The organism is Azonexus hydrophilus (assembly GCF_038368255.1).
Classification (GTDB): domain Bacteria; phylum Pseudomonadota; class Gammaproteobacteria; order Burkholderiales; family Rhodocyclaceae; genus Azonexus; species Azonexus hydrophilus.
Map to the genome: position 1 here is coordinate 806,804 of NZ_CP151406.1, position 13,598 is coordinate 820,401.

Consider the following 13,598-nt stretch of genomic DNA (forward strand, 5'->3'; position numbering starts at 1 on the left):
TCAGTGACGGGTGGGGACGCGCTGGCGGCGCGGCAGGCCGTCCAGCGGTTGCGGGTCGAGGATGCCGATGGTCAGCGCGTCGTCGTCGAAATATTTTTTCGCAGCCGCCTGCACATCGGCGGCGGTGACCTGCTGCAGTCGGTCGATCATGATGTCCACGTCCTTCCACGACAGGCCGATGGCTTCCATCTGGCCGATTTCCATGGCCTGACCGAATACCGAATCGAGCTTGTACACCTGGCTGGCGACGAGTTGCGCCTTGGTCCGTTTCAACTCCGCCTCGCTGACGCCTTCCTGCTGGATACGGGCGATCTCGGCGCGCAGCGCGGCTTCCAGTTCGGCGACCGTGCGCCCTTCCGACGGGCTGCCGTAGAGGTAGATCATGCCCGGGCCGCGCGCCGTGCTGTCGTAGCTGACGCCGGCCGAAATGGCCAGTTTGTCCTCGCGCACCAGCTTGCGGTTGAAGCGGGCGGCGTCGTGGCCGTCGAGGATGCCGCCGAGGATTTCCAGCGCGTAGGGATCGCGGTCGGTCGCCGGGTTGCGCAGGATCGGCGCCTTGTAGCCCATGATCAGCACCGGCAGTTCGGCCGGTCCCTTGGTCGTCAGCTGGCGCGTGCCTTCCTGACGCGGCTCGACCTGCGCCTTGCGCGCCGGCAGCGGGCGGGCCGCCAGAGCGCCGTAGTGCTCGCGGGCCAGGGCGAAGACTTCCTGGTGGTCGACATCGCCGGAGACGACGACATACGCGTTGTTGGGCACATACCAGGTGTCGTACCAGGCGCGGGCGTCTTCGGCGGTCATGTTTTCCAGGTCGTTCATCCAGCCGATGATCGGCCGGCGATACGGGTGGGCCTGATAGGCGACCGCGTTCATCTGCTCGAACAGCTTGGCCTGCGGGTCGTCGTCGGTGCGCATGCGGCGCTCTTCCATGACCACCTTGATCTCCTGGGCGAATTCCTTGGGATCGACGGTCAGGTGGCGCATGCGGTCGGCTTCCAGGGCCATCATCTCGGCCAGCCTTTCGCGCGGAATCTGCTGGAAATAGGCCGTGTAGTCGCGGCTGGTGAAGGCGTTGTCGCGCCCGCCGGCGGCGGCCACGCGCTTGTTGAACTCGCCCGGGCCGACCGTCGGCGTACCCTTGAACATCATGTGTTCGAGCACGTGGGCGACGCCGGAGGTGCCATCGACCTCGTCCATGCTGCCGACCCGGTACCAGACCATGTGCACCGCCGTCGGCGCGCGCCGGTCTTCCTTGACGATGACCTTGAGGCCGTTGTCGAGCGTGGTTTCGTAGGGGTTGGCGAGGGCTGCGGAGAGCAGCCAGGGGGCCAGCAAAACGGGAAGCAGGTGTCGCATGATCATGGGAAGTGGGGGCTTTCTGCTAGAATCCAAGGCTGTTTCTGCATCGATCCGGACGGCATCTTAACGACTGAGCGTCCGCCTGTCAGCAAGGCCTGAGACCTTAACATCCATGTTCAGTTTCCTGAAGAAATCCACGTCGGCCGCCCAGCCCGACGCCACGACCGAAACCCCGGCGCCGGCTTCCTGGCGCGAACGCCTGTTCAAGGGCCTGGCCCGGACCCGCGCCCAGTGGGGCGGCACGCTCAAGTCCATCTTCTCGCGCGGCAAGGTCGACGACGAACTGCTCGAAGAACTCGAAACCCTGCTGCTGACTTCCGACGTCGGCATCGAGGCGACCACCCACCTGCTCGACGAACTCAAGAAGGCGGCCAAGCGCGACAAGCTGGAAACCCCGGAGGCCATCCAGCAGGCCCTGTCGGATGCGCTTTACACGATTCTCGCGCCGCTCGAACAGGCGCTCGATGTGAGTACCCACAAACCCTACGTGATCATGATCGCCGGGGTGAACGGCGCCGGCAAGACGACTTCGATCGGCAAGCTGGCCAAGTATTTCCAGAGCCAGGGCAAGAGCGTGCTGCTGGCCGCCGGCGACACTTTCCGCGCCGCTGCCCGCGAGCAGTTGCAGACCTGGGGCGAGCGCAACAACGTCACCGTCATCGCCCAGGAATCGGGCGATCCGGCGGCTGTCATCTTCGACGCCATCTCCGCCGCCAAGGCCCGCGGCATCGATGTCGTGCTGGCCGACACGGCCGGTCGCCTGCCGACGCAACTGCATCTGATGGACGAAATCGCCAAGGTCCGTCGCGTCATCCAGAAGGTCGAGCCGGACGGCCCGCACGAAACCCTGTTGGTGCTCGACGCCAACATCGGCCAGAACGCGCTGCAGCAGGTCAAGGCCTTCGACAAGGCGATCAACGTCACCGGCCTGGTCCTGACCAAGCTCGACGGCACCGCCAAGGGCGGCGTCGTTGCGGCGATTGCCCGCCAGTGCCCGAAGCCGATCCGCTTCATCGGCGTCGGTGAGCAGATCGACGACCTGCGTCCGTTCTCGGCGCGCGATTTCGTGGATGCCCTGTTCGACCAATGATCGTTGCCAACAGCCTGACCAAACGCTATCCCGGCGGCTTCGAAGCCCTGTCCGGGGTCAGCTTCCGGATCGGTGCCGGCGAAATGGTGCTGATCACCGGCCATTCCGGTGCCGGCAAGACCACGCTGGTCAAGCTGATCGCCTCGATCGAGCGGCCGACTTCCGGCAGCCTGGTGGTTAACGGGCAGAATCTCTCGGCCCTGCGCCGTAGCGCCATTCCTTACGTGCGCCGCCATTTCGGCATGATCTTCCAGGACCAGAAACTGCTGTTCGACCGCAGCGCTCTCGACAACGTGATGCTGCCGCTGCAGATCGTCGGCCTGCCGCACCGCGAGGCCGTGCGCCGGGCGCAGGCGGCGCTCGACAAGGTCGGCCTGCTGGCGCGCGAAAAAGCCAACCCGATTGCCCTCTCCGGCGGTGAGCAACAGCGTCTGGCCATCGCCCGCGCCGTGGTCAACCGGCCGACCGTGCTGCTCGCCGACGAGCCCACGGCCAATCTCGACAGCGCCTCGGCGCAGGACATCCGCACGCTGTTCGCCGATTTCCACCGGGTCGGCGTGACCATCGTCGTCGCCACCCACGACCAGTCGTGGATCGAGCATTGCCAGGGCAACGCGCTGCGCCTCGATCACGGGAGGGTGGTATGAGACGCTGGCTGTCACAACATCGCGCTGCCTTGGCGCTGTCGGTGCGCCGCCTGCTCGCGGCACCGTTCAACACCCTGCTGTCGCTGCTCGCCATCGGCATCGCGCTGACCCTGCCGGCCTTCGGCTACGTCGTTCTCGATAATCTGCGCGAACTCGGCCGCAGCGCTTCCGGCGTGCAGGAAATCAGCGTCTTCATGGAAGTCGGTGCGGCGCGCAAGGACATCGCCGAAATCGAAAGCCGCCTGCAGACCCTGCCCGGCGTCCGCTTTACCTTCGTGCCGCGCGACGAAGCGCTCAAGCGCTTGCAGAAGAGTGAGGAAATGGCCGAAATTGTCGCCAGCCTGCCGCGCAATCCGCTACCCGACGCCTTCATCGTCGAGCCGGCCGACGCCTCGCCGGAAGCCCTCGACGTACTGCGCCAGGAGCTCGCCAGCTGGCCGAAGGTGGCGCATGCCCAGCTCGACTCGGCCTGGGTCAAGCGCTTCGACGCCTTTTTGCGGCTCGGCAAGCTGACCGTGCTGATGCTCGCCGGCCTGTTCGGCGCCGGTCTGGTGGCAGTGACCTTCAACACCATCCGCCTGCAGGTGCTGGCCCAGGCCGCCGAAATCGAAGTGGCCCGGATGATTGGCGCCACCGACGCCTTCATCCGCCGCCCCTTCCATTATTTCGGCGCGCTGCAGGGCGTGCTTGGCGGGCTGGTGGCCAGCGGCCTGGTGTTTGCCGCCCTGCATCTGCTGGCCGGCCCGGTCGGCGAACTGGCCGCGCTGTACGGCGGCAGTTTCGTGCTGCACGCGCCGGGGGTGCGGGAAATCGCCGCACTCTGCGCCGCCGGCGGCATTCTCGGCTGGCTCGGCGCGCAGTTGTCGGTCAGCCTGTCGCTGCGCCGCTTCGACTGATCAGGCGCGCTCGGTTCGCGGCAGCGTGACGCGGAAGCGGCTGCCACGACCGAGTTCGCTGTCCACCTCGATGCGACCGCCGTGCTTGCGCACGATGTCGTAGGCCAGGGCCAGCCCCAGGCCGGTTCCCTTGCCGGCCGGCCGGGTCGTGTAGAAGGGCTCGAAAATGTGCGGCAGCACGTCGGCCGACATGCCGCAGCCGCTATCGATCACCTCGAACCACACCGTTTCGTCGTTGAAGCCGCTACGCACGGTAATCGTGCCGTGCTCGACAATCGCCTGGCCGGCATTGACCAAGAGGTTGAGCGCCACCTGGTTGATCTGCGCGCCGATGCAACGCACGGGCGGCGGTTTGCCGAATTCGCGGGTCACCGTCGCCTTGTACTTCAGTTCGTTCCAGACCACGTTGAGCGTGCTCTCCAGCCCCTGGTCGAGGTCGAAGTCCTCCGCGTCGGTCTGGTCGATGCGCGCGAAATCCTTGAGGTCGGCGACGATGCGCCGCACGCGCTCGAGGCCGTCGCGCGATTCCTGCAGCAGGGCGGGCAGGTCGCCGCGCAAGTAGTCGTAGTCGAAGGCTGCGAAATCGGCCTCGCCGGCTTCGCCCCTGCGGCACTTGTCGAGCAGGTCGATCATCTGCTGGCCGTACTTGCCGAGCGTACCGAGGTTGGAATTGACGAAGCCGACCGGATTGTTGATTTCATGCGCGACGCCCGCCGCCAACTGACCGATGGCCGCCAGCTTTTCCGATTGCAGCAACTGCCGGTGGGTCGATTCCACCTCGTCGATCTTGCCGGCCAGTTCGATCCAGCGCCGGCGCAACTGTTCCAGCAGCGCCCAGCCGAGCAGGGAGATCAGCAGGCAGGTCGCCAGCGTGCTCAGCAGCAGGTCGCCGCGATGCCGGCTGATCGCGCTATCGATCGGCGTGTAATCCTGGGTCACGCTGATGCCGCCCCGGATGTCGCCGACGCGGTAGCCCTGCACGGCATGGCAGGCCAGGCAGCTTTCCTTGACCACCAGCGGCGCCATGTAGCGCAATTGCCGGCCGCCGCCTTCGCTGTTTTCCACCGACCAGCTTTCACTCACCCCTTGCTCGAAGCGTTCCAGCTGGCGGCTCTCCCAGGGGTCGGCCTGGTTGGCCGGGCGGATCGGCTTCAGACTGGTCAGGCGGAATACGGTCGAATCGTCCGCCGCCGCCATCTCGCCGATCAGGCGGGTCATGTAGGCCGGATTGATCATCGTCATCGCCACCCCGTCGGTCGTCGTCACGTCGCGGTGAGGATGGTCGAGGTAGGGATTGGGCTGGATCTGCGGCGTGACCGGCACATAGACCCCGCCATGCGAGGAATTCCAGTCGCGCGTCAGCACCACCATACGGAACATGTTGCGCGCCCCCTCGATGCCGACAGCAGTGAGTTGCTGCCGCATATCGTGCATGTGCCCCAGAAAATACAGCGCGCTACCGCCGATCCACAGCAACAGCGGGATCAGCCACCAGCGACGCTGGTGGATGTAGCGGGGCACGCGATGCAGGGCGGGATTGCTGCGCTGGGCTTCCATCGTCTCGATTCCGGGAGTTGGCCCATTATGGCCGAACTGCCGGAAGGAGGACAATCGGGCGGTGCGGTCCGGAGAGGAAGGGGGCGATCAGCTATGTAGCGGGGAAACCGAGATTTTTACTCCGAGCGCGTGGAGTAATTTGAGCATTGTGTCGTACCGAGGCTTCGCCCCGGGCGTGAGCGCCTTGTACAGACTTTCTCGACCCAGGCCGGCATCTTTTGCAAGTTGGGCCATGCCTCGGGCACGGGCCACATCGCGTACTGCGGTCAGGAACACATCCGGATTGGCATCTTCCAATGCGGCGCTAATGTACGCCGCAATGGTTTCTTCATCGTCGAGGTAATCGGCGGCGTCAAAGGGGGCAAACTTGACCATGTTTTACTCCTTCTCCAAAGCCTGCGCCATCTCAATGGCGCGTTTGATATCGCGCTTCTGTGAGGACTTGTCGCCACCCAGTAGAAGCAAATAGGTTACCTCGCCGCGACGCGTGAAATAGACTCGATAGCCGGGCCCGAAATGCACGCGCATTTCAGATACCCCACCACCTACCGGCTCGCAGTCGCCAAAGTTGCCATGTTCGGCAGAGCGGATGCGGTGAACAATGCGACCGCGTGCCACTTTATCTTTCAGTGTAGCGAGCCAAGAGTCAAATTCATCGGAGCGATGAAAGGTGTTCATGTCGCTATATTGTATCCAAGTGGATACCGGTGCGCAATTTCGAACGTGACGTAGATGAACAGCCTGTCCATCTGCATCAATACATCGGCTTCCCGTCGTTCAGGTTCAGCCAGCCCTTGACGATGCGGTAGATGATCCAGACGGCGTTGGCGACGAGGATGAACCAGCCGATGGCGACCACGAAGAGGATGGCGCCGATGATGCCCCAGAGCAGGCCGAACCAGAAGGTGCGGATCTGCCAGCGGAAGTGGCTTTCGAGCCAGGTGCCGGCGACTTCGCCGCGTTTGATGTAGTTGATGACGATGGCGGCGATGGCCGTGATACCGATCAGGAAGGAGGCGGCGTACAGGGCGTAGATGACGGTGGTCAGCGTCTTGGCCGACTTGTCGGCATCGCCGGTGGCGGGTGTGTAGTCCATGCGGTGCTTCCCCGGTGGTTCGCCCGGCGCTGCTGTCGTCAGGCGATGGTGTGGATGACGGGGATGATTCTGCAATATTTGCCGGGGATAGGCCAGCATCATGCGGAACGGCGTCTACAGGCTCAGCCAGCCCCAGGTAATCGCCAGCGTCAGCAGGGTGACCGGGATGCTGATGCGGGCGTGCTGGCGCCAGTCGATGGCGATGCCCTGTTTGCGGGCGAGGTCGACGACGATGAGGTTGGCGATCGAGCCGACCAGCAGCAGGTTGCCGGCCAGGGTGCTGACCAGGGCCAGGGTGAGGCCGGCGTCCGGGGTTTTCAGGTGGGGTAGCAGGAGCATCACCGCCGGGACGTTGGAGACCAGGTTGGACAGGCCGACGCCGATGGCGAACAGCGGGCCGGTGTCGCCGAGGTGGATGCCGTGGCCACCCAGCCAGCCGACTGCGGCGGCGGCCAGGCCGGTGGTTTCGAAGGCGTGGTTGACGACGAACAGGCCGACAAACAGCACCAGCAGTTCCCAGTCGACAAAGCCCATCACGTGCGAGGAATGGAAGCGGCGCGAGAGCAGCAGCAGGCCGGCGCCGACCAGGGCGGCGACTTCGCGCGGCCAGTCGGTGAACAGGAAGATGAACAGCAGACAGCCGGCGACAGTCAGGCCCTTGGCCGTTTGCAGGCGGTCGAAAGCAGGCAGGGTCTCGTCGGCCGGGGCGGCGGCGGGCGCCTGGGTGGCGCGGCGCGGCGCGAAGACCAGCCAGGCCCACAGCGCGAGCAGGCCGAGGACGACCGGCGGCAGCGCCTTGATCAGGTAGTCGGCGAAGTGCAGTTGCAGCACCGAGCCGATCAGCATGTTCTGCGGATTGCCGATCAGCGTTGCCGCCGAGCCGATGTTGGCGGCGCAGGCCAGGCCGACCAGGAAAGGCACCGGGTCGAGCCGGCGTTCGATGCACAGGCGGGCGACCACCGGCGTCATCGCCAGGCAGACGATGTCGTTGGAAAACACCGCCGACAGCGCGCCGGCAACGAAGATCAGGGCGCCGAGCAGCCAGGGTTCGGCGAGCGGCAGTGCGGCGACCCGGCGGGTGACTTCGGTGTAGAAACCGCCCAGGCGCATCTGCGCCGAAACGACCATGAAGGCGAAGAGCAGCAGGATGGTCGGCAGATGCACGGCACGCGCCGCTTCCTCGGTGCTCATCGCGCCGATGCCGACGACGGCGATGCCGCCGAGCAGCGCGACGCCGCTGCGGTCGAGCTTCAGTTTGGGCAGACCGCCGAGGAACATGCCGAGGTAGACGACGGCAAAGACCGCGACGATGGCCGTCTGCAGCGGATGCGTCCCGATGGCGTGCAGCGGGGCGGCGAGTTCGGGGATCATCGGTAGATCAGGAAAGCCTCGCGTTCGGCCAGCCAGGCGTTTTCGTCGGCCTGTACGGCGGCGTCCAGGTCGGCCGGGGTTGCGGCCGGATCGTCCACCCATTCGCGCAGCAGTGGCGAGCCGTTGATCAGGTCGATGGCCAGACGCTCGAATTCGTATTCGTAGCCGAAATCGCGCCAGATCGGGTAGTCCGGGCAGAGGCGGCGGATTGCCTTGAAGGCCAGCGCCTGCAGGCGCCAGGGCTTGAACGCGGCGTGCTCGTAATACGGGCCTTCGCTGTGGATTTGCAGCGCCTGGCAGAGCTGGCCGTGGAATTTGTGGAAGGTCGGTTCGAACCAGCAGGCGCGCAGCTTGCAGCCGTCCAGCCAGTCGGGCGCGAGCGCTCGCATCTCGGCCAGCACCCCCGCCGCGTCGATGTCCGGGGCACCGAACAGGAATTCGAGGGGGCGGGTCGTGCCGCGGCCTTCGCTCAGCGTCGTGCCTTCGAGCATCACCGTGCCGGCGTAGGCGCGGGCCATCGAGAGGTTGGGGGCGTTCGGGCTGGGGTTGACCCAGGTCCGCTCGCCGAGCGGCCAGCCGTAACCGGGCGCCGCTTCCGGCTGCCAGCCGTGCATCTCGATGACGCGGTAATCGACGTCAAGTTTGAGCTGGGCGATGAACCAGTGACCGAGTTCGCCCATGGTCAGGCCGTGGCGCATCGGCATCGCGCCAGCGCCAACGAAACTCTCCCAGCTGGCGCGCAGGGTGAAGCCCTCGACCGGCCGACCGGCCGGGTTGGGGCGGTCGAGCACCCAGACGCTCTTGCCGTGTGCGGCGGCGGCTTCGAGTACGTAGCGCAGCGTGGTGATGAAGGTGTAGATGCGGCAGCCGAGATCCTGCAGGTCGACCAGTAGCACGTCGAAGCTGTCCATCATCGCGTCGGTCGGCCGGCGCACTTCGCCGTACAGGCTGAAGATGGGGATGCCGTGCTGCGGATCGACGAAGTCCGGCGATTCGACCATGTTGTCCTGCTTGTCGCCCTTGATCCCGTGTTGCGGGCCGAAAGCGGCGGTGAGTTTGAGGTCGGGCAGGGCGGAGAGCGCGTCGAGGCTGTGTGTCAGGTCGGCGGTGACCGAGGCCGGGTGGGCGAGCAGGGCGAGGCGGTGGCCGGCGAGCGGGCGGCGCAGTTCGCGGTCGTTGATCAGGCGGTCGATGCCGAACAGGAGTTTTTGCGTCATGGCAGGGGCAGCGTGAAGCTGGCGGCAAGGTGGAAATCGGGGCGTTCGCCGGCGTGGGCGAGCGCCCAGTAGCTTTTGTCGCCGGCCGGGGTTTCGGCGACGACGGTCAGGCCGAGGTGGGCGGCGCCAGCGGGCAGCAGGGTCGCCGGCAGTTCGGCGCACAGCCACAGGTCGTCGCTGTCGCGCCGGCAGGTGATGTGCGGGGGCGTGTCGATTGGCGGCAAGGCCGAGGCCTGGCGGTAATCGGCAAAATCGTAGATGGCCCAGCAATTGGCGGGCGAGAAATTGAATTCGCGGTAAGCGCTGCCGCCAGCCGGGGCGATGAAGGCTTCGCAACAGGTGTGGCGCCACAGTTCGTCGGTCCGCGCGGGCGTTGTGGCCGCCGGCAGCAGCAGGTTCACGAAGGCCCGCGTCAGCCGGTAATCGAGGCGCAAGCCGCCATCGTCGGTGCGCCGGATGGCGACCGCGACGGCAAGGCCGTCGGGCGGGGGGCCGTCAGGGTGGCAGCGCAGGGATTCGAGGTTCATGGACAGCGAAATTGCAGGGCGAAAACAGGCGTTACTTTAATCCTTGTGCCCTTGGTCCGGGCGGGGTTTTGGAGTAATTTAGCGCCTTTGCGGCACAGACCGCAGGGAGAGAGAAAAAACATGACACCGTTGCGCATCAACCTGGAACAAGAAGAAATCCCGACCCACTGGTACAACGTCGTCGCTGACATGCCCAACCCGCCGGCGCCGCCGCTCGGGCCGGACGGCAACCCGGTGCCGCCGGAGGCGATGGGGGCGATCTTCCCCGACCCCATCCTCGAACAGGAAATGAGCGCCGAGCGCTGGATTGCGATTCCCGAGGAGGTTCGCCAGATTTATGCGCAATGGCGCCCGGCGCCGCTGTGCCGCGCGCTGCGTCTGGAGCAGATGCTGGGCACACCGGCCAAGATTTTCTTCAAGTATGAAGGCGTGTCGCCGGCCGGTTCGCACAAGCCGAATTCCGCCGTGCCGCAGGCTTTCTACAACAAGCTCGCCGGCACCAAGAAGCTGACCACCGAAACCGGCGCCGGCCAGTGGGGCTCTTCGATTTCCTACGCCGGTCAGATGTTCGGCCTGCCGGTGCGCGTGTTCATGGTCAACGTCAGCTACCAGCAGAAGCCTTTCCGTCGCTCGATGATGCAGACCTGGGGCGCCGAGGTCTTCGCCTCGCCGACCAACCTGACCAACGCCGGTCGCGCCGCGCTGGCCGCCGACCCGGACTGCCAGGGCTCGCTCGGCCTGGCGATCTCGGAGGCGGTCGAGGAAGCCGCCGCCGACCCGAACACCTGTTACACGCTGGGTTCGGTGCTCAACCATGTGCTCCTGCACCAGACCGTGATCGGCCTCGAAGCCAAGAAGCAGTTCGACAAGATCGGCCTCTACCCGGACGTGATCTTCGGGCCCTGCGGCGGCGGTTCCAGCTTCGGCGGCATCGCCTTTCCCTTCCTCGCCGACAAGGCGGCCGGCGACAAGCGGGCGGCCAAGCTGCGCTGCGTCGCGGTCGAGCCGACTTCCTGCCCGACGCTGACCAAGGGCGCCTACACCTACGATTACGGCGATGCTTCCGGCTACACGCCGATCATGAAGATGTACACGCTCGGCCACGACTTCATGCCGCCCGGCATCCACGCCGGCGGCCTGCGTTACCACGGCGCTTCACCGCTGCTCTCGCAGCTGTTCCATGAAAAACTGCTCGACGCCATCGCCGTGCCGCAGGTCGGCACCTTCGAGGCCGGCGTTCAGTTTGCCCGTGCCGAAGGCATCATCCCAGCGCCGGAATCCTGCCACGCGATCCGCGCGACCATCGACGAGGCGCTGCGCTGCAAGGCCACCGGCGAAGCCAAGACGCTGCTGTTCTGCCTGACCGGTCACGGCCACTTCGACATGGCGTCGTACGACAAGTATTTCTCCGGCAAGCTGGAAGACTACGAGTATCCGGCCGAAGCCATCGTCGAATCGCTGAAGCACCTGCCCAAGGTCGGCTGAAATCGTGAAAATCCTCGTCTTCCTCCTTGTTCTCGCCAACCTGTTGTTCTACGCGTTTTCGACGGGATTGATCGATACGGGCGGGAGCAACGAGAGCAACCGGGTCGGACTGCAGTTGCATCCCGAGCGGATCCGCATCGTCGCCAGCGGCGAGCCGCCGGCGCCTGCTGCACTTCAGGCAGCGCCGGTCGAGCCGGTGCCGGCTGAAGTTGCCACGACCGAGGTTGTGGCCGAGGCGGTGGCGCCGGTCTGCCTGCGCTGGGCTTCGTTGGCCAAGGTTGAGGCGGAGCGCGTCGGACGGGTTGTCGGTGGTGGTTTTGCCGACTTCACGCTGGCGCAGGCAGCAGTTGCCGGCGAAGGCAGCGGCTGGTGGGTGCATATGCCGCCCCAGGCCAATCGTGCCGCCGCCGAGAAGAAAGCGCAGGAATTGAAGGCGCTGGGTGTCAGCGAGTATTTCATTGTCCAGGAAGGGGCGTCGCGCAACGCCATTTCGCTCGGCATCTTCAGTACCGAGAAGGGGGCGCAGGAACATCTGGCCAAGCTGAAGGCACAGGGCGTGCGGTCGGCGCGGGTGGGCGCGCGGCCGGACAAGGACGGCAATCTGCAGGTCGAACTGCGCGGCCCGGCGGGGCGCAAGGATGCGTTGCTGGCGGCGCTGGCCGAAGCCCTGCCCAAGAGTCCGCCGAAAGATTGCGAGTGAGTCATTACGTCGTCGGTCTGACGGGCGGGGTCGGCAGCGGCAAGACGACGGTCGCCGACCGCTTTGTCGAGGCGGGGGCGGCGCTGGTCGATACCGATGCCATCGCCCATGAGCTGACGGCTGCCGACGGTGCGGCCATGCCGCTGCTGCGCCAGGCTTTCGGCGACGCTATCGCCACCCCGGACGGTGCGCTGGACCGGGCGGCGATGCGCCGTCTGGTCTTTGCCGACGCCTCGGCCCGAACGCGCCTCGAATCCATCCTCCATCCGCTGATCCGCGAGCTGTCGGATCAGCGTTGCCGTGCCGCGACGGCGCCCTACGTGATCCTGGCGGTGCCGCTGCTGGTCGAGTCGGGGCAGTACCGCGAACGTTGTGATCGTATCGCCGTCGTCGATTGTCTGGAGAGCCTGCAGATCGAACGCGTCATGGCCCGTAACGGGCTGTCGCGGGCCGAGGTCGAAGCCATTCTGGCGGCCCAGGCCAGTCGCCGGCAGCGCCTGGCGATTGCCGACGATGTCATCGACAACGGCGGTGACAAGGCAAATCTCGACGCACAGATCGCTGCCCTGCATCGGAAATATCTCGCCTCTGCCCTGAAAAAACCTAATGCAAACTGTTGAGATTTGCATGCAAATGGCTCAGAATTCAGCACAATTTTCCGATTACCGGAACCGGGCCGAGTGATTACCTACGAATATCCGTTCAACGAGCGCATCCGCACGCTGTTGCGTCTCGAAGACCTCTTCGAGAAGACGGCTTACTTCGCCCGGGCGGACGGTCAGCACGAACACCATGCGGCGCTTGTCGCCCTGTTCGAAATCCTCGAAGCGGCGGGGCGTGCCGACCTCAAGATGGACCTGATCCAGGAACTCGAACGGCAGCGGCAGACCTTGCTGGCCTTTCGCAACAACCCCGATATTTCCGAAGAAGCCCTGTCCGGCGCGCTCTACGAAATCGAGCAGTCGTCGGCCGCGTTACTCGGCATGAGCGGCAAGATTGGCCAGTATCTGCGCGACAACGACTGGCTGATGAGCATCAAGAGCCGCGCTGCCATTCCCGGCGGCGTCTGCGAATTCGACCTGCCCTCGTATCACTGGTGGCTGCACCGCGACCCGCAAACCCGGCGGGCGGCGCTGGAAGGCTGGAGCAAGCCGATGTTCGCGCTGCGTGACGCGTCGGCCATCGTCCTGCGCCTGCTGCGTTCGAGCGGCCGGCCCAAGCGCCATGTCGCCGTGCATGGGCAGTTCCAGCTCAATCTCGGCGGTACCTCGGCGCAGATGGTGCGCGTCGAAGTCGATCCCGAGGAAGCCGCGGTCCCCGAAGTCAGCGCCAACAAGTACTTCCTCAACATCCGCTTCACCAAGCCACCGCTCAATGAACTGAAAGCGCGTGGCTGCGAGCGCGATGTCGAGTTCGACCTGACTTTCTGCAACCTCTGATTTTCCACCCATGACCAAGCCGCGTATCGTCCGCTGCCCGCAGTGCGGCCAGGATTCCCTGTGGGCGCCCGAGAACAAGTGGCGCCCGTTCTGTTCCGAGCGCTGCAAGCAGATCGATCTGGGCGCCTGGGCCAGCGGCAGCTACACCATTCCCGGTCAGCCGACCGACGAGGAAACCGCCGCGCCCGGCGTCGATTTCCTCGAAAGCAAGCGCTGA

General features: G+C 65.5%; 16 protein-coding genes. 8 read left to right on the forward strand and 8 right to left on the reverse strand.

Going from position 1 to position 13,598, the window contains the following annotated elements; translation table 11 throughout:
* The gene (locus AADV58_RS03920) at positions 1 to 1,359 is read right to left on the reverse strand and encodes a pitrilysin family protein (protein WP_341744128.1); all 1,359 of its coding nucleotides are present in this window, start codon (positions 1,357 to 1,359) and stop codon (positions 1 to 3) included.
* A 109-nt stretch (positions 1,360 to 1,468) separates the two neighbouring features.
* Here AADV58_RS03920 and ftsY point away from each other — a divergent pair, with 109 nt between their 5' ends.
* Genes ftsY through ftsX form a run of 3 tightly spaced genes read left to right on the forward strand, consistent with a single transcriptional unit; the run spans position 1,469 to position 3,989 of the window.
* On the forward strand, positions 1,469 to 2,446 hold the full coding sequence (gene ftsY, locus AADV58_RS03925; protein WP_341744129.1) for a signal recognition particle-docking protein FtsY: 978 nt from the start codon (positions 1,469 to 1,471) through the stop codon (positions 2,444 to 2,446).
* The gene (locus tag AADV58_RS03930; protein WP_028994835.1) at positions 2,443 to 3,093 is read left to right on the forward strand and encodes a cell division ATP-binding protein FtsE; all 651 of its coding nucleotides are present in this window, start codon (positions 2,443 to 2,445) and stop codon (positions 3,091 to 3,093) included. The genes ftsY and AADV58_RS03930 overlap by 4 nt, the downstream gene beginning before the upstream one ends.
* Positions 3,090 to 3,989: a permease-like cell division protein FtsX gene (gene ftsX, locus AADV58_RS03935; RefSeq protein WP_281982860.1), complete on the forward strand. Its 900-nt coding sequence runs from the start codon at positions 3,090 to 3,092 to the stop codon at positions 3,987 to 3,989. Before AADV58_RS03930 ends, ftsX begins: the two co-directional genes overlap by 4 nt.
* On the opposite strand, the gene AADV58_RS03940 is transcribed toward ftsX, so the two are convergent.
* From AADV58_RS03940 to AADV58_RS03970, 7 genes are all read right to left on the reverse strand, one after another.
* A complete protein-coding gene (locus AADV58_RS03940; protein WP_341744130.1) occupies positions 3,990 to 5,546 on the reverse strand; it encodes an ATP-binding protein in 1,557 nt (518 codons plus the stop codon).
* A gap of 87 nt (positions 5,547 to 5,633) precedes the next feature.
* On the reverse strand, positions 5,634 to 5,921 hold the full coding sequence (locus AADV58_RS03945) for an addiction module antidote protein (protein WP_028994837.1): 288 nt from the start codon (positions 5,919 to 5,921) through the stop codon (positions 5,634 to 5,636).
* 3 nt (positions 5,922 to 5,924) lie between these two features.
* Complete coding sequence (locus AADV58_RS03950; RefSeq protein WP_028994838.1) at positions 5,925 to 6,224, reverse strand: type II toxin-antitoxin system RelE/ParE family toxin; 300 nt, start codon at positions 6,222 to 6,224, stop codon at positions 5,925 to 5,927.
* A gap of 76 nt (positions 6,225 to 6,300) precedes the next feature.
* The gene (locus AADV58_RS03955; protein ID WP_028994839.1) at positions 6,301 to 6,642 is read right to left on the reverse strand and encodes a DUF4870 family protein; all 342 of its coding nucleotides are present in this window, start codon (positions 6,640 to 6,642) and stop codon (positions 6,301 to 6,303) included.
* Between the two features lie 114 nt (positions 6,643 to 6,756).
* The gene (locus tag AADV58_RS03960; RefSeq protein ID WP_341744131.1) at positions 6,757 to 8,013 is read right to left on the reverse strand and encodes an anion transporter; all 1,257 of its coding nucleotides are present in this window, start codon (positions 8,011 to 8,013) and stop codon (positions 6,757 to 6,759) included.
* The gene (locus AADV58_RS03965) at positions 8,010 to 9,230 is read right to left on the reverse strand and encodes a DUF1343 domain-containing protein (RefSeq protein ID WP_341744132.1); all 1,221 of its coding nucleotides are present in this window, start codon (positions 9,228 to 9,230) and stop codon (positions 8,010 to 8,012) included. Before AADV58_RS03965 ends, AADV58_RS03960 begins: the two co-directional genes overlap by 4 nt.
* Positions 9,227 to 9,757, reverse strand: coding sequence for a DOMON-like domain-containing protein (locus AADV58_RS03970; RefSeq protein WP_341744133.1), 531 nt, complete (start codon positions 9,755 to 9,757; stop codon positions 9,227 to 9,229). The genes AADV58_RS03965 and AADV58_RS03970 overlap by 4 nt, the downstream gene beginning before the upstream one ends.
* Positions 9,758 to 9,877: 120 nt before the next feature.
* Here AADV58_RS03970 and AADV58_RS03975 point away from each other — a divergent pair, with 120 nt between their 5' ends.
* The 5 genes from AADV58_RS03975 to AADV58_RS03995 are packed head-to-tail and all read left to right on the forward strand — an operon-like array spanning position 9,878 to position 13,598.
* Positions 9,878 to 11,242 (forward strand): TrpB-like pyridoxal phosphate-dependent enzyme, encoded by a 1,365-nt coding sequence (locus tag AADV58_RS03975; protein WP_341744134.1) that lies wholly within the window; start codon positions 9,878 to 9,880, stop codon positions 11,240 to 11,242.
* Between the two features lie 4 nt (positions 11,243 to 11,246).
* Complete coding sequence (locus AADV58_RS03980; protein WP_341744135.1) at positions 11,247 to 11,942, forward strand: SPOR domain-containing protein; 696 nt, start codon at positions 11,247 to 11,249, stop codon at positions 11,940 to 11,942.
* Positions 11,939 to 12,562, forward strand: a complete 624-nt coding sequence (coaE, locus tag AADV58_RS03985; RefSeq protein WP_341744136.1) for a dephospho-CoA kinase — start codon at positions 11,939 to 11,941, stop codon at positions 12,560 to 12,562. The genes AADV58_RS03980 and coaE overlap by 4 nt, the downstream gene beginning before the upstream one ends.
* A gap of 60 nt (positions 12,563 to 12,622) precedes the next feature.
* Positions 12,623 to 13,381: a cell division protein ZapD gene (gene zapD / locus AADV58_RS03990; protein WP_341744137.1), complete on the forward strand. Its 759-nt coding sequence runs from the start codon at positions 12,623 to 12,625 to the stop codon at positions 13,379 to 13,381.
* A gap of 10 nt (positions 13,382 to 13,391) precedes the next feature.
* Complete coding sequence (locus AADV58_RS03995) at positions 13,392 to 13,598, forward strand: DNA gyrase inhibitor YacG (protein ID WP_028994847.1); 207 nt, start codon at positions 13,392 to 13,394, stop codon at positions 13,596 to 13,598.

Excerpts from the sequence above, each read along its gene's own strand:
- AADV58_RS03960 (WP_341744131.1), bottom strand. The coding sequence starts at position 8,013 with ATGATCCCCGAACTCGCCGCCCCGCTGCACGCCATCGGGACGCATCCG.
- AADV58_RS03955 (WP_028994839.1), bottom strand. The coding sequence starts at position 6,642 with ATGGACTACACACCCGCCACCGGCGATGCCGACAAGTCGGCCAAGACG.
- ftsX (WP_281982860.1), top strand. The coding sequence starts at position 3,090 with ATGAGACGCTGGCTGTCACAACATCGCGCTGCCTTGGCGCTGTCGGTG.
- AADV58_RS03945 (WP_028994837.1), bottom strand. The coding sequence starts at position 5,921 with ATGGTCAAGTTTGCCCCCTTTGACGCCGCCGATTACCTCGACGATGAA.
- AADV58_RS03995 (WP_028994847.1), top strand. The coding sequence starts at position 13,392 with ATGACCAAGCCGCGTATCGTCCGCTGCCCGCAGTGCGGCCAGGATTCC.
- AADV58_RS03920 (WP_341744128.1), bottom strand. The coding sequence starts at position 1,359 with ATGATCATGCGACACCTGCTTCCCGTTTTGCTGGCCCCCTGGCTGCTC.
- AADV58_RS03940 (WP_341744130.1), bottom strand. The coding sequence starts at position 5,546 with ATGGAAGCCCAGCGCAGCAATCCCGCCCTGCATCGCGTGCCCCGCTAC.
- AADV58_RS03930 (WP_028994835.1), top strand. The coding sequence starts at position 2,443 with ATGATCGTTGCCAACAGCCTGACCAAACGCTATCCCGGCGGCTTCGAA.
- AADV58_RS03975 (WP_341744134.1), top strand. The coding sequence starts at position 9,878 with ATGACACCGTTGCGCATCAACCTGGAACAAGAAGAAATCCCGACCCAC.
- AADV58_RS03950 (WP_028994838.1), bottom strand. The coding sequence starts at position 6,224 with ATGAACACCTTTCATCGCTCCGATGAATTTGACTCTTGGCTCGCTACA.
- ftsY (WP_341744129.1), top strand. The coding sequence starts at position 1,469 with ATGTTCAGTTTCCTGAAGAAATCCACGTCGGCCGCCCAGCCCGACGCC.
- AADV58_RS03965 (WP_341744132.1), bottom strand. The coding sequence starts at position 9,230 with ATGACGCAAAAACTCCTGTTCGGCATCGACCGCCTGATCAACGACCGC.
- AADV58_RS03970 (WP_341744133.1), bottom strand. The coding sequence starts at position 9,757 with ATGAACCTCGAATCCCTGCGCTGCCACCCTGACGGCCCCCCGCCCGAC.